Below are 19,573 nucleotides of genomic sequence, written 5' to 3' on the forward strand. Positions count from 1 at the left end.
ACCTGTACCTCCTTTCGTTCGCGGCTACGGGGCTCGCAAGCTCACTCCTCGCGCTCACCGCTTGCCACCTCCCAGGCGGTTGGTGATCAGGGCGTTGATCCCCGCGACGAGCAGGATGACCAGGAAGAGGGCCCAGGACATGGCGGCGGCGTAGCCGAGGTTGAGGTCCCTCCAGCCGACCTTGTAGATGAGCTGCGCGACGGTCTGCCACTGCCCGTCGTCGCCACCGAGACCCAGGGCCGGATTGGCGTCGAAGAGCATCGGCTCGGTGAACAGTTGCAGGCCGCCGATGGTGGAGAGCACCACGGTGAAGATGACCACCGGCCGGATCATCGGCACGGTGATCCGCCACAGCTGGCGCCACGGCCCGGCGCCGTCGACGGCGGCGGCCTCGTACACGTCGCGCGGGATGGACTGCATGGCGGCCAGGTAGAGCAGCGCGTTGTAGCCGATCCACTTCCAGTTGACCATGGTGGCGATGGCGATCCACGACGACCACTTGGCGGACCGCCAGTCGATCGGCGCGGTCTCGCCGATGCCGAGCAGCGACAGCGCCCAGTTGGCGATGCCGGTGTCCCGGGCGAAGACCACGGAGAAGATCAGCGTGGAGGCCGTCACCGGGGTGATGTACGGCAGCAGCACCCCGACCCGGAACCAGGTCTGGGCCCGCAGCTTCCGGTTCAGCAGCGACGCGACGACCAGCGCCAGCAGCAACTGCGGCACGGTGGAGAGCAGGAAGATGCCGAAGGTGTTGGAGAGCGCGTTGAAGAAGTCGTCGTCGGTGAACAAGCGGCGGAAGTTCTCCAGCCCGGCCCAGCCGGTCAGCGTCGGGTCGTCGAGCCGCCAATGGCGCAGGGCGACGACGCCGTTGAAGACGATCGGGAAGAGCCCGAAGACGGCGAAGAGCAGGAAGAACGGGGCGATCAGCAGGTACGGCACGTAGCGCATGTCGAAGCGGTGCAGCCGGGTGCGCCAGGGGCCGGGCTCGTAGGGGCGGTTCCGGTGGCTGGCCGTCGCGCCGGAGTCCCGGCCGGGCCGGGGCGTCTCGGGGGCGGCGCGGGTGGTGGACATCGGGGACCTCCAGGGGACCGGGTGGGACGGCCGGCCGGGACGGGGCGACCCGCCCCGACCGGCGTACGGTCAGGACTTGGCGGCCTTCTCGGCTTCCTTGACCGCCTCGGTCCACGCCTGGTCGGGCTTGCCCTTCAGGTTCCCGGTGGCCAGCCGGTTCAGGACGTTCTCCACCGCCACCCGGGTCGGGCCGTTCCGGCGGCCGAGGTACTGGGGGGTCAGGTTCTCCGCCGTCCTGGAGAAGATCTGGCCGACCGGGGCGCCGCTGAAGAAGGGGTTGGTGAAGTCCCTGATCGCCGGGTCCTGGTAGAGCGCCGGCTGGGAGGGCAGGTTGCCGACCTTCTTGAAGATCTCGATCTGCTGCTCGGGCTGGATCAGCCACTCGACGAACCTGTACGCCTCGTCGACGTTCCTGCCCTGCTTGGGGATGGTCAGGAACGAGCCGCCCCAGTTGCCGCCCCCGCCGGGGATGGCGGCCACGTCCCACTTGCCGCTGGTGCCGGGGGCGGTGTTCTTGATGTGCCCCTGCATCCAGGCCGGACAGGCGAGCACGGCGAAGTTGCCCTTGACGAAGCCGCTGTTCCACTCGGGGGAGAACGCGGTGAGGTTGGCCGAGAGATCGGCGGCGATGGTCCGGGCCGCCACGTCGAACGCGACCTTCGGGCCGCCGTCCATCTTCAGCGCCTCGCTCTCGTCGTAGAAGCCGACCGGCTGCTGCCCGAGGACGGGGTTGAAGATGTTGGTGCCGGCGTCGATGAACTTCTTGCCGCTCCTGGCCGTGTACTGCTGGCCGACCTCGATGAACCTGTCCCAGGTGGGCCAGAGCGCGGAGACCTGGTCGCGTGCGGTGGGCAGCCCTGCTGCCTTGAACAGGTCGGTGCGGTAGCACATGGCCAAGCCGCCGACGTCGGTGCCGAGGCCGATCTGGGCCTTGCCGTCGGGTGTCAGGGTCTGCTTCCACTTCCACGGCAGGTACTTCTGCTCGTACGTGCCGGCGCCCTTGTCGAGCAGGTTGACGAACTTGTCGGCCTGGCCGCGGAACTGAACGACGAAGCCCTCGTCGACGGCGGCGATGTCCGGCGCGCCGGAGCCGGCGACGAGCTTCTTCTGCAGGTCCTCGTGCTGGGCGTTGTACTCGCCGGTGTTCAGGCTGATCCTGACGTTCGGGTTCGCGTCCTCGTACTTCGTCTTGAGCTCGTCGAGCCCGAAGTCGCCCCAGAAGTTGATTTTGAGGGTGACCGGGCCGCCCGCCTGGGAGTCGCCGCCACCCCCGCTGTTGCCGCTGCACGCCGCGACCATGACCAGGCTGACCGCGCCGACGGCGGCCGCCCTGGCCCAGTGCGTCAAGGACCGTCTCATGTCATCCTCCGCGCCAGATGGGATCGCTCCCGACATCGAGAGCCGTTGACTGAACCGGATAAGTTCCGCCACCGTACGGTCCGGTTTCGACAGTGTCAACGGGCAGTCGCCACGGGCGTCTCGGGGTAATCTGCAACGACCGTGGGAGCGCGATCATGGGAGGTGGAACCATTTCGGCGAGAGACCGGAACGCGCGCCGACGGTACGGCCCGAGCCGCATCACGATCACTTAACCGGGAAAGTCGGCGACCGGCCCGGCGGCGCGCCCTGGTCGCGCCGGCCCGCTCCCGGGACGGTGCAGTAGCGTGGACCGCCGCCGGTCGCCCCGGCCTCGTGGTGACACCCGCCCGGGCGGGAGAGTGGAGGAGTACGCCGGTGAAGCGGCCCACGATCGCCGACGTCGCCCGCCGTGCCGGGGTGTCCAAGGGGGCGGTCTCCTACGCGCTGAACGGCCAGCCCGGGGTCTCCGAGGCCACCCGGCAGCGGATCCTCGCCATCGCCGCCGAGATCGGCTTCAACCCGAGCCGCGCCGCCCGCTCCCTCTCCGGGGCCACTGCCGACGCTGTCGGCCTGGCCCTGTGCCGCCCGGCCCGCACGCTCGGCATCGAGCCGTTCTTCATGGAGCTGATCAGCGGCGTCGAGGCCGAACTCTCCGCCCGGTCGTACGCCCTCACCCTCCAGGTGGTGGCCGACCAGGACGCGGAGGTCGCGGTCTACCGCCGGTGGTGGGGCGAGCGCCGTGTCGACGGCGTCCTCGTCTGCGACCTGCGCGCCGACGACCGCCGGGTGCCGGTGCTGGAGGAGCTGGGCCTGCCCGCGGTGGTGATCGGCGGCCCGGGCGGCACCGGCGGGCTGGCCAGCGTCTGGTCCGACGACGCGGCGGCGCTGGTGGAAACCGTGGAGTACCTGGTCGCCCTCGGCCACCGCCGCATCGCCCGCGTCGGCGGGCTGCCCGCCCTGCTGCACACCGAGATCCGCACCGAGGCGTTCACCCAGGTGTGCCGCCGGCTCGGCCTGGCCGACGCGGTCACCGTGCCGTCGGACTACACCGGCGAGGAGGGCGCCCGCGCCACCCGGCGGCTGCTCAGCTCGGCCGGCCGACCCACCGCCGTGATCTACGACAACGACGTGATGGCGATAGCGGGGCTGTCGGTGGCCCAGGAGATGGGCCTCGCCGTGCCGGGTGACCTGTCCATCGTGGCGTGGGACGACTCGCCGCTCTGCCAGCTGGTGCACCCGCCGCTGACCGCGCTCGGCCGGGACATCCCGGCGTACGGCGCGCACGCCGCCCGGCAGCTGCTCGCGGTGATCGGCGGCGCGCCAGCCGACCGCGTCCAGGACGAGACGGCCCACCTGACCCCCCGGGGCAGCACGGCGCCGCCGCGCGCCGGCTGAACGGCGGGCACCGGGGGCAGGTCGACGACCGCGAAGTCCCGCGCCGCCGCGCGGTCGGCCGCCACCGTCACCCCGGCGTGCACCACCACGGCCTCACCCTCCCCCGCCGCTTCGTACCAGGCCAGGCTCGGGCCGCTGGGGGCGACGCCCGCCTCGCCGAGGCGCCGGAGCCGCACCTGCCCGAGGGGTGAGCCCGAGTTCCTTGAGGACGATCACCCGGTTGAGCCGGTGCAGCTGCTCGGCCCGGTAGGACCGGTAGCCGCGGGGCGAAGTCCGCGGGCCGCCCGGTCAGCGCGAGGCCGAGGGGAACTCCTCGAAGTACGCCTCGACCCGCTCTGCGGTGGCCGGGCGGGCCAGCGCGAAGCCCTGCCCGTACCGGCAGCCGGCCCGCCGCGCGCCCTCGACCAGGTTGGCCGACTCCAGCTCCTCGGCCACGATGTCCAGACCCAGGCGGTCCCCCACGTTCACCACCACGTCGATCAGCGGGCGCTGCGGGTCCGCCGGGTCCACCAGCTGCGGGCCGACCTTGAGCAGGTCGATCGGCAACCGACGCAGCTGCGCCAGCGAGGCGTGCTCGGCCCGGAAGTCGTCCAGCGCGGTGCGCACGCCCAGCGAACGCAGCCCAGCCAGCCGGGCCACCACGGTCGGCAGCTCGGCGCCCACCCGGGGCTCCGCCACCTCGACCACCAGCCGGTCCGGCGACAACCCGTACGCGTCGAGCACGGCCGCCGTGCGCGGCACGAAGTCGGGCGAGGCCAGCTCCCGGACGGTCACGTTGACCGCCATCCAGAGCTGCCGGCTGCCCGCCGACCAGGCGGCGAGCTGCCGGCAGGCCCGGTCCAGCACCCAGCAGCCCAGCTCGCCCACGATGTCGAGGTCCTCGGCCACCGGCAGGAACTCGGCGGGAAGCACCGTGCCGAGCACCGGGCTGCGCCAGCGCAGCAGCGCCTCCGTGCCCACCGGCTGCCGGTCGGTCAGGTCGAGCACCGGCTGGTAGACGAGGTCCAGCTCGCCCCGGGCGACCGCCCCGGGCAGCTCCCGTTCCAGGTCGAGCCGGCGGACGAGCTGCTCCTCCAGGTAGGCGTCGTACCACTCGACCCGGTCCCGGCCGAGCTGCACGGCCCGTCGCCGGGCCAGGTCCGCCTGGCGCAGCACGTCCTCCGGGCCGCCGTTGCCGATCTCGGCCAGCCCGATGCCGGCCCGCAGCCGCAGCACCGCACCGGCCACCTCGTAGGGCTCGGTGAGCGCCGCGAGCAGCCGGGTGCCCAGCGCGTACGCCAGCACCGGCCCGACCTCGGTGACCACGGCGAAGCCGGTGGCGGTGACGTCGGCGAGCAGGTCGCGGGGGCCGACGACCGCGCGGGCCCGGCGGACGGCCTCGGCCAGCACGGCCTCGCGGCCCTGGTGTGCATCGGAGGCGGGGCCGGTTCCGTCGAGGTCGACGACGAGCAGCGCGCCGGCGGGGCCCGGCGCGTCGCGGAGGGTGGCGAGGGCCCGCAGCAGCGCGGGTCGGTCCACGGGCGCGCCGGAGCGGTCCGGGTCCGGCGGGCGGTGCCGGACCGGCGGGCCGTCGGGGCCGGTCGACCGCGCCGGGTCGTCCGCCCGGAGCAGGTCGCGGAGCACCAGCGGCGGGGCCAGCGCGAGGGCGAGCAGGACCGCCGTGAGGTCGGGCGGGCCGCCGTCGCGGAGCTGCCACCCGACGGCCGCCACGGCCGCGACGGCCGGGACCACCGCCCGGGGCCACACCCTGGTCGGCGGGGCGGGCGGGTCCGGCTCCGGGCGGGTCGCCCGCCGCGCCCCCGCCGCCGTCAGCAGCACCCCACCCACCAGCGGGGGTACGGCCACCAGCGCCGCCCGCTCCGGTGCCGTGCCCGTCTGCACCGCGGCCAGCACCATCAACCCGGACAGGGTGAGCGCCGCCCCGCCCCGGCAGCGGGCCGCGCCGGTACGCCGGTGCGGCCCGGTCAGCACCAGGAGCACGGCGAGCGCGAGCCCGGCCAGGGCCACGGCCACGGCGAACCGCACCGGCGGGTCGAGCGGGTCACGGGGCAGCAGCAGCCAGCCGGCGAGGACCAGCCCCAGGCCGGCGGCGGTCGCGTCGACGGCCCCGCGCAGCCGGACCCGGGCGGACGGGCGGGGCCGCCGCGCCGCCCGAGGCAGACCCGCGACGAACAACGCGGCGGAGGCGGCCAGCCCCGACACCACGACGGCGGACCGTTGGCCCGGTTCGGCGAGCGGGAGCACGGCGGCGGTGAGCCCCGCCGTCACCACCGCGGCGTCGAGCAGCACGGCGACGCGGCGGGGCGGCGCCGCGCGCCGGCGGGCGGCGCGGGACCGGGTCGGGACCTGGGCGGGGATGGGGGCCGGCGGCGGGGCGGCGGTGAGCCGGGAGAGCCGCGCGCCCGCCAGGGCGCAACTGGCCGCGCCGGCCAGCGCCACGACGGCCAGGGCGGGCACCCGACCGGCCGCGCCGGCGAGCAGGAGCAGCGCGACGGCGGCGAGGACGAGGGTGTCCGGCAGTGCGGGGCGGGGGATGGACGCGCGTTGCGGGTACGCGAGGGGCACGGCGGTCGCCTTCGTGAGGGGGCACGGGCGGTGCGACGGTGCGGGGCGCCGGACCCGGGGTCGGTCCGCTGCCCACCAGTCGCTAACGAACGGACACGAGGGCGGTGACGCCGGGTCCACCGTGATCCCCGTCACTGACGCTCGCGGTCCGCCCCGGTGCCGCCCGGCGCGTACCGGGGCCGGCGGGGGTGGGATCATCGGGGTGTGAGCAGCTCCGACACCGTCCACTTCCGGCACAACCAGGCCATCCTGGCCGCCGCGATCGTCGCCTTCTTCGGCGCCCTGCCGGTGGCCGGCGCCCGGTGGTACCTGCTGCCGGTGCTGCTCGTCCCGCTCGCCGTCACGGTGTGGGCGTGGCGGGCCGGCACCGACGCGGACGCCCGCGAGCTGCGCCTGCGGGCGCTGGTCGGGCAGCGCCGGATCAGCTGGGACCGGGTCGTCGAGCTGGCCGCCGACCCGCGCGGTCGGGCGGTCGCCCGGCTCGACGACGGCCAGCGCGTCACGCTGCCGGCCGTACGCGGCACCGACCTGCCCCGGCTGGTCTCGGCCACCGGCCAGACCCTGCCCGGCGCGGCCGGCTGAGCACCGCCGCGCCGGCACCGGTCAGTAGCCGTCCACCACCGTGTTGATCAGCGGCTCGCCGGCGGCGAACCGGCGGACCTGGTCGCCGACCAGCCGGTACGCGCGCGGCAGCAGGCCGCGCACCGATCCGGCGACGTGCGGGGTGAGCAGCACGTTCGGCATCGTCCACAGCTCGTGGTCGGCGGGCAGCGGCTCGGGATCGGTGACGTCCAGCGCGGCCGAGATCCGGCCGGTACGCAGCTCGGCGACCAGCGCCTGAGTCCGGGCCACCGGCCCACGGGCGGCGTTGACCAGCAGCGCGCCGTCCCGCATCGCGGCGAGGAACCTCTCGTCGACCAGCCCCCGGGTGTGCTCGGTCAGCGGCACCAGCAGCACCACCACGTCGGCCTCGGGAAGCAGCCCCGGCAGCTCCTCGACGCCGTGCACGCCCTGCTCCGGGCGGGCGGTCCGGGCCACCAGCGTGAAGCTCACCTCGAACGGCGCGAGCCGGTCCCGCACCGCCGTGCCGATGGAGCCCGCCCCGACGATCAGCACCCGCTTGCCGGTCAGCTCGTCGGTGGGGGCCACCTCGTCGTACGCCCAGTCGCGCCGGGCCTGCGCGCGGGCGAGGGCCGGGAAGCCGCGCAGCTGGGACAGGATCGCCGCGACCACCCACTCGGCGGTGGACGGGTCGTGCACCCCCCTGGCGTCGCAGAGCGTCACGCCCTGCGGGACCCTGCCGGCCCACGTGTCCGCCCCGGCGGAGAGGAGCTGCACCACGGCCAGGTCGGGCAGCTCGCGCAGCAGCGCGGTGGCGTCCCCGCCGGCCAGGAAGGGCGGCACCCAGAACCGGACGCCGGCGGTGGCCGAGGGGAGCCGGGAGACGTCCTCGGCCACCTCGACCGTGACCTCCGGCGGCACCTCACCGAGAAGTGTCCGGCCGGCCTGATGCGGGATCCATACCTTCACGCCCGCCGACGATAGCCCCCGGCGGGGGTGCCCGTCGGGCGGGGCGGCCCCCGGCACCCGGACGGGCCCGCCCGGCTCGGGTGAGGTGATCAAGGCGACGGTCCGGCGACCGCGTCGATTCTGGTCCGGAGGGGGTATAAGGGAGGACCGGAGTGCCGGTCGGCCTCCATCCGGCACGGACAGGTGGGTCAATGACCGACGGCTCCCGCGACGACGCCCCGGAGCGGGCCGACCCGATCGCGGCGCTCCGCGATCCCGACCGGCTGCGTTCCCTCGCCGAGACGCGGCTGACCGCCGCCCCCGACGAGGCGTTCGACCGGTTCGCCCGGCTGGTCGGGGACCTGCTCGACGTGCCGGTCGCGCTGGTCTCCCTGGTCGACGCCGAACGCCAGTTCTTCCCCGGCGAGGTGGGCCTGGCCCGGCCGTGGGCCGCCCGGCGGCAGACCCCGCTGAGCCACTCGTTCTGCCAGCACGTCGTCGACCTCGGCACCCCGATGGTGCTGCCGGACGCCCGGCTCCATCCCGCCCTGCGGGACAACCTCGCCGTGCCCGAGCTGGGCGTGGTCGCGTACGCCGGGATGCCGCTGACCGATCTGGAGGGACGCGTCCTCGGGTCGCTCTGCGCGATCGACGACAAGCCGCGCGACTGGACCGCCGAGCAGTTGCGGACGCTCGCCGACCTGGCCGCCGCGTGCTCCTCCGAGCTGCGGCTGCGGATCGCCCTGGAGGGCGCCGAGCAGGCCCGGCGGCGCGCCGAGGATGCCAACGGGCGGCTGGAGCTGCTGGCCGGGCTGGCGGGGACCCTGGCCGGGACGCTCGACGTGGCCACCGCGCTGCGCCACCTGCGCGACACGATGGTGCCGCTGCTGGCCGACTGGTCGCTGGTGACCCTGGTCGGGCCCGACGGGGCGCCGCGCGACGTGACCGCCGCGCACCGCGACCCGGCCCGCGCCCCCGACGTCGCCCGCTTCGCCGAGCTGATGCGCACGGGGCTGAGCCCCGACTCGATCACCCGGGCGGTGCTGCGTACCGGGCGGCCCGTGCTGGGCGGCGCGGCCACCCTCGCCGACGTGCGTCGGGGCACGATCGGGCCGGAGATGCCGGAGATCGCCGCCCGCCTCGGCTTCTCCTCGCACCTCAGCGTGCCGATCACCGACGCCGGGCGGGTGCTCGGCTGCATCACCCTGATCAACGGGCCGCAACGGCGGCACTTCGACGACAGCGACCTGCTCATCGCCGAGGACGTCGGCCGCCGGGCCGGACAGGCGATCGGCAACAGCCGGATGTACGGCGAACAGCGGCACGTCGCGCACGTCCTGCAACACAGCATGCTGCCGCGGCTGCCCGTCACCGACGACCTCGAACTGGCCGCTCGCTACCAGCCGGCGGCGGACCGGGTCGAGGTCGGCGGCGACTGGTACGACGCCTTCCGTCAGCCCGGCGGGGAGCTGATCGCGGCGATCGGCGACGTGGCCGGGCACGACATCGAGGCCGCCGCGACCATGGGACAGCTGCGCAACCTCGTGCGGGGCAACGCGTACGGCCGGCCCGACGCGGTCGGCGAGCTGATGAGCCGACTCGACGAGACGATCCGCGGACTGCACATCCCCGCCGCGGCCACCGCGACCCTCGTACGGCTGCACGCCGACGACGTCGGCGGCCAGCGGGTCACCTGGTGCAACGCGGGCCACCCCGCGCCGCTCGTGGTCCGGGCCGGGGGCAGGGTGGAGGTGCTCGCCGGGACGCCGGAGCCGCTGCTCGGGCTGAACCGTCAGGTGCGGCGGACCAGCCGGCACGCCCACCTGGCCACCGGCGACACCCTGCTGCTCTACACCGACGGCCTCATCGAGCGGCGGGACCGGTCCATCGACGAGGGGATGACCGAGCTGGTCGCCCGGCTGGGCGGCACGGACCGGCTGCCCCTGGGCGAGCTCTGCGACCTGCTGCTGACCGCCGCGCCCCGCCGGGAGGACGACGTCGCGCTGCTCGCGGTCCGGGCGATCTGACCGCCGCACGGAGCCGGTCCGATCCGTCGACCCCGGTTAGACGCCTCGGCGGACTACCCTGGGCCGGGTGAGCGCCCGTCCCCCGTACCCCCGCACCCACCGTCTCCGGGCGGCCCTGGCGGCCTCGTGCGCGGCGCTGCTGCTGGCAACCGCCGGTTGCAGCCTCGGCGAGCCGGAGCCCGACCCCGCCGGTGAGCCGCCCACCTTCCCGACGCCGTCGGCGACGGCGAGCCCTGGCGGCGCAGGCCAGGAGGTCGTCACCACCGTGCTGGCCAAGGGCCTGCGGGTGCCGTGGGCGATCGCCTTCCTGCCCGACGGCGCGGCGCTGGTCACCGAGCGGGACAGCGGCCGGATCCTGCGGGTCGGCCCCGAGTCGGGGCCCGACGGGCTGAAGGTCACCCCCGTGCAGACCATCTCAGACGTGGCGGCCTCCGGCGAGGGCGGGCTGATGGGCATCGCCGTCTCGCCCGACTACCAGCGCGACAAGACGGTCTTCGTCTACTACACCACCGAGCGGGACAACCGGATCGTCCGGCTGGAGCTGGGCGGCACGCCCACCCCGATCCTCACCGGCATCCCCAAGGCCGGCATCCACAACGGTGGCGGCCTGGCCTTCGGCCCGGACGGCCTGCTCTACGCGAGCACCGGCGACGCCGGCGACCGGCCGCAGGCGCAGGACGTCAAGCGACTCGGCGGCAAGATCCTGCGGATCACCAGGGACGGCAAGCCGGCGCCCGGCAACCCGTTCCCGAATTCCCCCGTGTGGTCGCTGGGCCACCGCAACGTCCAGGGCATCGCCTGGGACGCCGGCAAGCGGATGTACGCCGTGGAGTTCGGCCAGAACACCTGGGACGAGATCAACCAGGTGACCAAGGGCCGCAACTACGGTTGGCCGACGGTCGAGGGGCGCGACGACGACAAGCGCTTCGTCAACCCGATCGCCCAGTGGCCGACGTCGGACGCGTCCTGCTCCGGCCTGACCGCCGTGGACCGGCTGCTCGTCACCGCGTGCCTGCGCGGCAAGCGACTCTGGCTGGTCGAGCTGACCGACACCGGCACCGTGCTCGGCCAGCCGCGCGAGCTGCTGACCGACCGCTTCGGGCGGCTGCGGGCCGTGGCCGCCGCTCCCGACGGCTCGATCTGGGTCAGCACCTCCAACCACGACGGGCGGGGCCAGCCGCAACCCGAGGACGACCGGCTGCTGCGGCTGGTCTTCGCGGGCGGCGGGGCCGGCCGGAGCTGACGCACCGGCTCGTCCGGGTTTCCCAAGATCCTTCAGTGGGCAGGTCAGAATCTCACCATGGACGGCCAGGAGAACGAACAGCAACCGAACCGGGACGAGGACGCCCCGGCGACCGGTCCTGCCCCACGCCCGGCACTGCGGCGGGGTGGTGCCGACCGGACCGGTCGGCGCGCCCTCCGCGCGACCGGGGTGACCCTGGCGGTCCTCGTCGTCGCCCTGGTCGGCGTGGTGATCGGCGTGCTCGCCGGCGGGCGGGTCAGCACCGACATCGGCCCGTTCCAGGCCGACCTCACGGTCGCGCCGGCGATGGGCGGCGGCACCACCGTCGACATCCCGCCGCTGGGTGCGCTGCTGCTCGACAGCCACGACGGGCCGACCCACCTGACGGTGGAACTGGGCGCGCTGGACCAGAGCCGCACCGAGGCGCTGCTCGACGATCCGGCGAGCATCAACCGGGCCAGCCAGTCGGCCGTCGACGACGTCCGCGAGGGTGTGCTGCGCCTCGGCCTGCGGACGCTCGCCTCGGCGGTGCTGGTCACCCTGTTGCTGGCGCTGTTGCTCTTCCGCGACACCCGCCGGGCGGCCTGGGCGGGCGGGCTGGCGCTGGTGATCACCGCCGGCAGCCTGGGCGCCGCCGCGGCCACCATCCGGCCGGAGTCGATCGAGGAGCCGCGCTACGAGGGGCTGCTGGTCAACGCCCCCGCGATCGTCGGTGACGCCCGGCGGATCGCCAACGACTACACCCGGTACGCCGAGCAGCTCCAGCGCATCGTCGGCAACGTCAGCCAGCTCTACACCACCGTGTCGTCGCTGCCGGTCTACGAGCCCGCCCCCGGCACGACCCGCGTACTGCACGTCTCCGACATGCACCTCAACCCGACGGGCTGGCAGCTCATCCGCACCGTCGTCGAGCAGTTCGGCATCGACGTGGTGATCGACACCGGGGACATCACCGACTGGGGCTCCGAGCCGGAGGCCTCGTACGTCGGCTCGATCGGCCTGCTCAGGAAGCCGTACGTCTACATCCGGGGCAATCACGACTCGGGGCGGACCGCGGCGGCCGTGGCCCGCCAGCCGAACGCGATCGTGCTGAGCAACACGACCACCACGGTCGCGGGGCTGACCATCGCCGGTATCGGCGACCCGCGCTTCACTCCCGACAAGAACACCTCGCCCGCGGGCAGCGGGCTCACCCAGCAGACCGCGGACCAGCTCATCGGCGTCGGCGACCAGCTCGCGGCCACGGTACGCAGCTCGCCGCGCCCGGTGGACATCGCGCTGGTGCACGACCCGGCCTCCGCCGGCCCGCTGTCGGGCACGTGCCCGCTGGTGCTCGCCGGGCACACCCACGACCGGCAGGTCTCGAAGCTGCCCGAGGTGCCCGGGAAGGGCCCCACCCAGCTGATGGTGCAGGGGTCCACGGGCGGTGCTGGGCTGCGCGGCCTGGAGGGCGAGAAGCCCACCCCGCTGTCGATGACGGTGCTCTACTTCGACAAGGACAAGCTGCTCCAGGCATACGACGACATCACCGTCGGCGGCACGGGGCAGGCGCAGGTGAACCTGGAGCGGCACGTCGTGGAGGACCCGAAGGCCGGTGCTCCCGTCCCGGTCACCCCCACCCCGACCCGCTGACCCGACCCGCTGACCCGGCCTCCGGCCTCTGCCCCGGCCTGACCGTCCCGCCGCTGACTGCCCCGCCCATGACCGTCCCGCCCATGACCGTTTCGCCCATGACCGTTTCGCCGCTGACTGCCCTGTCCTGACGCTCTGGCCCTTGATCCTCATGTGTCGAGCGGTTGTCCTGGCCGTCACCGCGCTGCGCCCAGCCACTCACCCCGCGACTGTCACGGAAAGTAGCGGTACTCGCTCGCGGCCGACCACGCCCTCGGACGCTTTGCTCTGCAGCCATGGACGCACCAGTAACTCCACGTAGCGACCTACCGCCAACCCTCCACGAACACGTTTTGCGTTTTAGCTGGTCATCGGGATGGTGCGTCCGTGGCTGCAGAGCAAAGGGTGGAAGCGGGTGCCGCCACGCCCTTCACCCACCATCACACTCCGTCACGCGGTGCGGCAATCACTTTCGGTTATCTCGACGGCGATCGTCGGCTGGCCACGCGCCGGTGACCGTGAAGCTCCGGACGTTCGCTCGGCGATTCGCGATCGTGTCGCGGCTGCACCGCGGGGCGTCCAGGGTCCCGGCCGCGCTCCTGTGCCCACACCGGCACGCTCGCCGCAGCCGGCCGCAGCCGGCCACCGCAGCCGCCGCCGACCGCCCCGACGCATCGGACGGCCTTCGCACCAGGCCCCTGGTGGGCCAAGCACCGCAGCCAACCCACCCACCGCTGCCAGCCCTCAGCCCGCCACCAGTGAACCGCCCCCGCCGGCTCGCAGTCAGCGCAGGGACAGGGCCGCGAGGGCGGCATTGACGATGCTGCCGGGCAGCAGGTCGTGCAGGTCGTACAGCTCGTGGACGCTGCCGGACTGGCCGAACTCGTCCACGCCCAGCGGCACCGCCGGGGCGGCGAGCGCCGAGCCGAGCCAGGCCATGGCGTGCGAGGCGGCGTCGTGCACCGTCACCACCGGCACCCGGTCGGCGAACGCCGAGCGCAACGCGCCCGGCACGCTCGGCACGGTGGCCGTGCGTACGCCCTGGCGCAGGGTGCGCTGCCAGGCCCGGTAGAGCCGGTCCAGCGAGGTGACGTCGACGACGTGCGCGGCGATGCCCTCCTCGGCCAGTTCCGCCGCCGCCGCGAGCACCTCGGGCAGCACCGCGCCGGAGGCGGCGAGCTGCACCACCGGGGCGTCGGCCAGGTGCGGGTACGCCTCGTGGGCGTCCACCAGCCGGTACGCCCCGGCGACCGCCTGCCGGCGCAGCACCGCGTCTCCCAGCCGGGCCCGGGCCGCCTCGAAGGGCGCCTGGTCGATAGGGCGGGTGCTGAGCCGGAAGTAGTACGCGCCGTCCTCGGCGGGAGCGGCCGTCGCCGCCGGGGCGGCCCCGCCGGCGATCTGGCCCAGCGCGTCGCAGAGCAGCCAGTCCAGGGTGGCCGCGTACGCGGGTTCGAGGAACGTCACCCCGGGCAGCTCCAGACCCACCGAGGCGGTGATGGTCGACTGGTGGGCGCCGCCCTCCGGGGCGAGCGTGATGCCCGACGGGGTGCCCGCGACCACGAACCGGGAGCCGGAGTACGTGCCGTAGAGGAACGCGTCCAGGCCGCGCAGCACGAACGGGTCGTAGACCGTGCCGACCGGCAGCAGCGGCTGCGCCGACAGGTCCCAGGCGAGGCCGAGCTGCCCGAGCAGCAGGAACAGGTTCATCTCTGAGATGCCCAGCTCGATGTGCTGGCCGGCGGGGCTCTCCGTCCAGCGCAGCATCCGGTCCTCGGTCCAGGAGCGCTGCTCCGTCGGGGCGAAGACGCCGGTCTTGTTGATGAACCCGGCCAGGTTGGTGGAGGTCGCCACGTCCGGCGCGGTGGTCACCAGGTAGCGGCCCACCTCGGGGTTGCGGGCCAGCTCGACCAGTACCCGGCCGAAGACCTCCTGCGTCGAGATCGGCTTGTTCGCGCGTACCCGCGTCGTGTCCGGGACGGTGACGCCCAGCGCCCGCTCGCGGGGCGCGCGGGACAGCGCCTCCCGGCGCTCGCCGACCCGGATGCCCGCCGGGGACGCCGGGTCCAGGCGGTCCCACTCGGTCTCGCGCGTCAGCCCGTGCGCGGCGCGCAGCGCGTCGACCTGCTCGGTGGTGAGCAGCGCCGAGTGGTTGCGCGGATTGCCGGCGATCGGCAGACCCCACCCCTTGACGGTGTACGCGAAGACCACGCTGGGCCGGTCGGTGACCGCGTCGCACTGGGCGTACGCGTCGAGCATCGCCGCCATGTCGTGCCCGCCCAGGTCGGTCACGAGCGGCCCCAGCTCGTCGTCGCCGACGTCGGCGAGGAACGCCTCGATGCCCTCGGGCGCGCCGTCGAGGAACTGCTTGCGCAGCACCTCGCCGGTGACCCCGAACAGCGACTGGTACTGCTCGTTGGGCATCGCGTCGATCCAGTCGCGCAGCGCCTCGCCGCCCGGCCGGGCGTACGCCTCGGCGAGCCGTCGGCCGTACTTGACCTCGACCACGTGCCAGCCGGCGGCCTCGAACTGGCCCCGCCACTGGTTGATCCGCACCCCGGGCACCACCCGGTCCAGCGACTGCCGGTTGAAGTCGACCAGCCACGTCACGTTGCCCAGGCCGGTGGTGGCCGGGTCGGCGACGGCCTCCCAGATGTTCCCCTCGTCCAGCTCGGCGTCGCCGATCAGCGCGACGAACCGGGAGCGCGGTCGGGCGCCGAAGTGCGCGTCGACGTAGCGGCGGGTCGCGGCGGCGAATAGCGGCGCCGCCGCGCCGAGCCCGACCGAGCCGGTGGAGAAGTCGACCTCGTCCGGGTCCTTGGTCCGCGACGGGTACGACTGGAGCCCGCCCCGGGCGCGCAGCCTCGTCAGGTAGGAGCGGTCGAGGTTGCCCAGCAGGTACTGGATGGCGTGGAAGACCGGCGAGGCGTGCGGCTTGACCGCCACCCGGTCCTCGGCGTCCAGGTGCGCGAACCACAGCGCCGTCATGGCGGTGACCAGCGAGGCGCTGGAGGCCTGGTGCCCGCCCACCTTCACCCCGTCGCCGGTGTCCCGGTCGTGGTTGGCCGCGTCCACGATCCGGGTCGCGAGCCAGAGCACCCGCTGCTGGATCTCGTCGAGGACGTCGAGGTCGGGCTGGTTCACGGTGGCTCCATCCGGGCGTCGCCGTTGACGCCCTGCCGAGGGGGTGTGCGGTGCCGCTCCGCCCACCTGCCCACCCGGCCCCACCCGCCCGTGTTGATCATGAGGTTGACGGCAGTCGTCGCTTCAAACTGCCGTCAACCTCATGATCGACGGGGTGGGTGAGAGGGTGGGTGGAGGGTGGGGGGTGGGGGGGTTAGGACTGGGCGCCGAGGCGCTCCAGGATCAGCTCGCGGACGGTCTTGGCGTCGGCCTGGCCGCGGGTGGTCTTCATGACCGCGCCGACCAGCGCTCCGGCCGCGGCGACCTTGCCGCTGCGGATCTTGTCGGCGATGTCCGGGTTGGCGGCGATCGCCTCGTCCACGGCGGCGGTGAGCGCACCCGTGTCGGAGACGACCTCCAGGCCCCGGTTGGTCATGATCTCGGTCGGCGAGCCCTCGCCGGCCACCACGCCCTCCAGGACGGTGCGGGCCAGCTTGTCGTTGAGCTTGCCGGCGTCGACCAGTGCCTGGAGCTCGGCGACCTGCGCCGGGGTGGCCCCGATGTCGGCCAGCTCCACGCCGGTCTCGTTGGCCCGCCGGGACAGCTCGCCCAGCCACCACTTGCGGGCGGCGGCCGGGGAGGCGCCGGCGGCCACGGTCCGCTCGATCAGCTCGACCGCACCGGCGTTGAGCACCGACTGCATGTCCGCGTCGGAGAGGCCCCACTGCTCCTGAAGGCGCCGGCGGTGCAGCCGGGGCAGCTCGGGCAGGGCGGCCTTCAGCTCGGCGACCCAGGCGGTGTCCGGCGCCAGCGGCACCAGGTCGGGCTCCGGGAAGTACCGGTAGTCGGTCGCGGTCTCCTTGGAGCGGCCCGGCGTGGTGTCGCCGGTGTCCTCGTGGAAGTGCCGGGTCTCCTGGGTGATCCGGCCGCCCGCGTCGAGTACGGACGCCTGCCGGATGATCTCCGACCGGACCGCCCGCTCGACCGACCGCAGCGAGTTGACGTTCTTGGTCTCCGTCCGGGTGCCCCACTCCTCGCCGGGCAGGTTGAGGGAGGTGTTCACGTCGCAGCGCAGCGACCCCTCCTCCATCCGCACGTCGGAGACGCCCAGCGAGCGGATCACGTCGCGCAGCTCGGTGACGTACGCGCGGGCCACCTCGGGGGCCAGCGCGCCGGTGCCGGGGACCGGCTTGGTGACGATCTCCACCAGCGGGATGCCGGCCCGGTTGTAGTCGACAAGCGACTCGGTGGCGCCGTGGATGCGCCCGGTGGCGCCGCCGACGTGCAGCGTCTTGCCGGTGTCCTCCTCCAGGTGCACCCGCTCGATGCCGATGCGTACCAGCTCGCCGTTCACCTCGACGTCCAGGTAGCCCTCGAAGCACAGCGGCTCGTCGTACTGGCTGATCTGGAAGTCCTTCGGCATGTCCGGGTAGAAGTAGTTCTTCCGGGCGAACCGGCACCACTCGGCGATCGAGCAGTTCAGCGCCAGGCCGATCCGGATGGTCGCCTCGATGGCGGCCCGGTTCGCCACCGGCAGCGAGCCGGGCAGGCCCAGGCAGACCGGGCAGACCCGGGTGTTCGGCTCGCCACCGAAGTCGGTGGGGCAGCCGCAGAACATCTTGGTGTTCGTGCCCAGCTCGACGTGGGTCTCCAGGCCGATCACCGGTTCGTAGCGCGCGACGACCTCGTCGTACGCGGGCAGTGTCGTCGTCATCTGAGCTCCTGCCTCACAGTGCCGGTGGGGTGAAGGTGCCGACGACGCTCTCCAGCGCGGCGGCGACCCGGTACATCCGGTCGTCGGCCATCGTCGGGGCCATGATCTGGAAGCCGACCGGCAGCCCGTCGGAGAGCCCGCACGGCACCGAGATGCCCGGCCCGCCGTACAGGTTCGTCGGGATGGTGAACAGGTCGGCCAGGTACATCTGGTACGGGTCGGAGGTGCGCGCCCCGAGCGGGAACGCCACGAACGGGGTGGTCGGCGAGATCAGCGCGTCGACCTGCTCGAAGGCGGCGGTGAAGTCCCGGGTGATCAGGGTGCGGACCTTCTGCGCCTGCCCGTAGTAGGCGTCGTAGTAGCCCGACGAGAGCGCGTACGTGCCGATCATGATCCGGCGCTTGACCTCGGCGCCGAAGCCGGCCTCCCGGGTCAGCGACATGACCTCCTCCAGCGACCGGTTGCCGTCGTCGCCGACCCGCAGGCCGAACCGGACGCCGTCGAACCGGGCCAGGTTGGAGGAGGCCTCGCTCGGGGCGATCAGGTAGTACGCCGGCAGCGCGTACCGGAAGTGCGGGCAGGACACCTCGACGATCTCGGCGCCCAGCTTGGTCAGCGCGTCGACCGACTCGCGGAACGCCGCCATCACGCCCGGCTCGGCGCCCTCGCCGACGAACTCGCTGACGATGCCGAGCTTCACGCCGGTCAGGTCGCCGGTCGCGCCGAGCCTGGCGGCGGCCACCACGTCGGGCACCGGCTGCGGGATCGAGGTGGAGTCGCGCGGGTCGTGCCCGCCGATCACCTCGTGCAGCAGCGCCGCGTCCAGCACGTTACGGGCGCAGGGGCCGGGGGTGTCGAGGGAGGAGGAGAACGCCACCAGGCCGTAGCGGGACGTGCCGCCGTAGGTGGGCTTCGCGCCGACGGTGCCGGTGACCGCGCCGGGCTGGCGGATCGAGCCGCCGGTGTCGGAGCCGATCGCCAGCGGCGCCTCGTACGCGGCCAGCGCCGCCGCGCTGCCGCCGCCCGAGCCGCCCGGGATGCGGCTCAGGTCCCACGGGTTGTGCGTCGGCCCGTACGCCGAGTACTCCGTGGAGGAGCCCATCGCGAACTCGTCCATGTTGGTCTTGCCGAGCATCACCGTGCCGGCGGCGCGCAGCCGCTGCACGATCGTCGAGTCGTACGGCGGGCGCCAGCCCTCCAGGATCTTCGACCCGACGGTGGTCGGCACGCCCTTGGTGGTCAGCACGTCCTTGACGGCGACCGGCACGCCGGCCAGCGGGCCCAGCTCCTCGCCGGCGGCGCGGCGGGCGTCGACCTCGGCGGCGGCGGCGAGCGCGCCCTCCGAGTCGACGTGCAGGAACGCGTTCACCCGGTCGTCGACGGCGGCGATCCGGTCCAGGTGCGCCCGGGTCACCTCGACGGCGGAGGTCTCACCGGTGGCGACGAGCCCCGCGATCTCCGTCGCGGTCAGTCTGGTCAGGTCGGTCTGGGTCATGACGCCACATCCTCGTCCAGGATCCGCGGTACGCGGAACCGCTGCTCCTCGGCGTCGGGCGCACCCGACAGCGCCTCCTGCGGGGTCAGCCCGGGCACCACCACGTCGTCCCGCAGGACGTTGGTCAGCGGCACCGAGTGCGACGTCGGCGGGATGTCCGCCGCGGTGACCTCGCCGACCTGCGCGACCGCCTGGAGGATCACGTCGAGCTGGCCGGCGAAGGTGTCCAGCTCCTCCTCCGTGACGGCGAGCCGCGACAGTCGCGCCAGATGCGCGACCTCCTCGCGGGAGATGGCGGCCATCGGTGCCCCCTTCGTGACGGTGCTGCGGGTCGGACCGGGTGTCGGCCGCGCGGCCGACGTGCGTGACGCGCGGTGACCGGAGCGAGTCTATTGTTCCGCCCCGGCGGCGCGTCCCCGACTCCCCCTCCGGCGCGGCGAGCGCCCTCCACCGGCGGTCGCACC

At 74.0% G+C, this 19,573-nt stretch carries 14 protein-coding genes; 5 read left to right on the forward strand and 9 right to left on the reverse strand.

The window, feature by feature from the left end; all coding sequences use genetic code 11:
• Window positions 1–54 precede the first annotated feature (54 nt).
• On the reverse strand, window positions 55–1,071 hold the full coding sequence (locus ACLQ22_RS08670; protein WP_425691758.1) for a carbohydrate ABC transporter permease: 1,017 nt from the start codon (window positions 1,069–1,071) through the stop codon (window positions 55–57).
• Between the two features lie 69 nt (window positions 1,072–1,140).
• A complete protein-coding gene (locus ACLQ22_RS08675; protein WP_425691759.1) occupies window positions 1,141–2,430 on the reverse strand; it encodes an ABC transporter substrate-binding protein in 1,290 nt (429 codons plus the stop codon).
• Window positions 2,431–2,805: 375 nt separating this feature from the next.
• On the opposite strand from ACLQ22_RS08675, the gene ACLQ22_RS08680 reads away from it, so the two are divergent.
• Window positions 2,806–3,825, forward strand: coding sequence for a LacI family DNA-binding transcriptional regulator (locus tag ACLQ22_RS08680; RefSeq protein ID WP_425691760.1), 1,020 nt, complete (start codon window positions 2,806–2,808; stop codon window positions 3,823–3,825).
• Between the two features lie 93 nt (window positions 3,826–3,918).
• On the opposite strand, the gene ACLQ22_RS08685 is transcribed toward ACLQ22_RS08680, so the two are convergent.
• Together ACLQ22_RS08685 and ACLQ22_RS08690 are read right to left on the reverse strand one after the other, a co-directional pair.
• Window positions 3,919–4,059, reverse strand: a complete 141-nt coding sequence (locus ACLQ22_RS08685; protein ID WP_425691807.1) for a hypothetical protein — start codon at window positions 4,057–4,059, stop codon at window positions 3,919–3,921.
• A gap of 54 nt (window positions 4,060–4,113) precedes the next feature.
• Window positions 4,114–6,390 carry an EAL domain-containing protein gene (locus ACLQ22_RS08690; protein ID WP_425691761.1) on the reverse strand — a complete coding sequence of 759 codons (2,277 nt, stop codon included), beginning with the start codon at window positions 6,388–6,390 and terminating at the stop codon, window positions 4,114–4,116.
• Window positions 6,391–6,594: 204 nt separating this feature from the next.
• Between ACLQ22_RS08690 and ACLQ22_RS08695 the strand changes: the two genes are divergently transcribed.
• The gene (locus tag ACLQ22_RS08695) at window positions 6,595–6,972 is read left to right on the forward strand and encodes a PH domain-containing protein (protein WP_121396183.1); all 378 of its coding nucleotides are present in this window, start codon (window positions 6,595–6,597) and stop codon (window positions 6,970–6,972) included.
• 21 nt (window positions 6,973–6,993) lie between these two features.
• Here the strand turns inward: ACLQ22_RS08695 and ACLQ22_RS08700 are convergent, their stop codons facing one another.
• The gene (locus ACLQ22_RS08700; protein ID WP_425691762.1) at window positions 6,994–7,920 is read right to left on the reverse strand and encodes a 2-hydroxyacid dehydrogenase; all 927 of its coding nucleotides are present in this window, start codon (window positions 7,918–7,920) and stop codon (window positions 6,994–6,996) included.
• A gap of 191 nt (window positions 7,921–8,111) precedes the next feature.
• Between ACLQ22_RS08700 and ACLQ22_RS08705 the strand changes: the two genes are divergently transcribed.
• From ACLQ22_RS08705 to ACLQ22_RS08715, 3 genes are all read left to right on the forward strand, one after another.
• A complete protein-coding gene (locus tag ACLQ22_RS08705) occupies window positions 8,112–9,926 on the forward strand; it encodes a SpoIIE family protein phosphatase (RefSeq protein ID WP_425691763.1) in 1,815 nt (604 codons plus the stop codon).
• A 67-nt stretch (window positions 9,927–9,993) separates the two neighbouring features.
• Window positions 9,994–11,169 (forward strand): PQQ-dependent sugar dehydrogenase, encoded by a 1,176-nt coding sequence (locus tag ACLQ22_RS08710; RefSeq protein ID WP_425691764.1) that lies wholly within the window; start codon window positions 9,994–9,996, stop codon window positions 11,167–11,169.
• A 57-nt stretch (window positions 11,170–11,226) separates the two neighbouring features.
• The gene (locus ACLQ22_RS08715; RefSeq protein ID WP_425691765.1) at window positions 11,227–12,801 is read left to right on the forward strand and encodes a metallophosphoesterase; all 1,575 of its coding nucleotides are present in this window, start codon (window positions 11,227–11,229) and stop codon (window positions 12,799–12,801) included.
• Between the two features lie 762 nt (window positions 12,802–13,563).
• On the opposite strand, the gene ACLQ22_RS08720 is transcribed toward ACLQ22_RS08715, so the two are convergent.
• The 4 genes from ACLQ22_RS08720 to gatC all read right to left on the reverse strand — a co-directional run bounded on the left by ACLQ22_RS08720 (window position 13,564) and on the right by gatC (window position 19,411).
• On the reverse strand, window positions 13,564–15,921 hold the full coding sequence (locus tag ACLQ22_RS08720) for a transketolase-like TK C-terminal-containing protein (RefSeq protein ID WP_425691766.1): 2,358 nt from the start codon (window positions 15,919–15,921) through the stop codon (window positions 13,564–13,566).
• A gap of 193 nt (window positions 15,922–16,114) precedes the next feature.
• Complete coding sequence (gatB, locus tag ACLQ22_RS08725) at window positions 16,115–17,614, reverse strand: Asp-tRNA(Asn)/Glu-tRNA(Gln) amidotransferase subunit GatB (protein WP_425691767.1); 1,500 nt, start codon at window positions 17,612–17,614, stop codon at window positions 16,115–16,117.
• 13 nt (window positions 17,615–17,627) lie between these two features.
• Window positions 17,628–19,109, reverse strand: coding sequence for an Asp-tRNA(Asn)/Glu-tRNA(Gln) amidotransferase subunit GatA (gene gatA / locus ACLQ22_RS08730; RefSeq protein WP_425691768.1), 1,482 nt, complete (start codon window positions 19,107–19,109; stop codon window positions 17,628–17,630).
• Window positions 19,106–19,411 carry an Asp-tRNA(Asn)/Glu-tRNA(Gln) amidotransferase subunit GatC gene (gene gatC, locus ACLQ22_RS08735; protein ID WP_121396190.1) on the reverse strand — a complete coding sequence of 102 codons (306 nt, stop codon included), beginning with the start codon at window positions 19,409–19,411 and terminating at the stop codon, window positions 19,106–19,108. Before gatC ends, gatA begins: the two co-directional genes overlap by 4 nt.
• Window positions 19,412–19,573 lie beyond the last annotated feature (162 nt).

This window comes from Micromonospora sp. DT178 (assembly GCF_049841695.1).
Lineage (GTDB): Bacteria > Actinomycetota > Actinomycetes > Mycobacteriales > Micromonosporaceae > Micromonospora.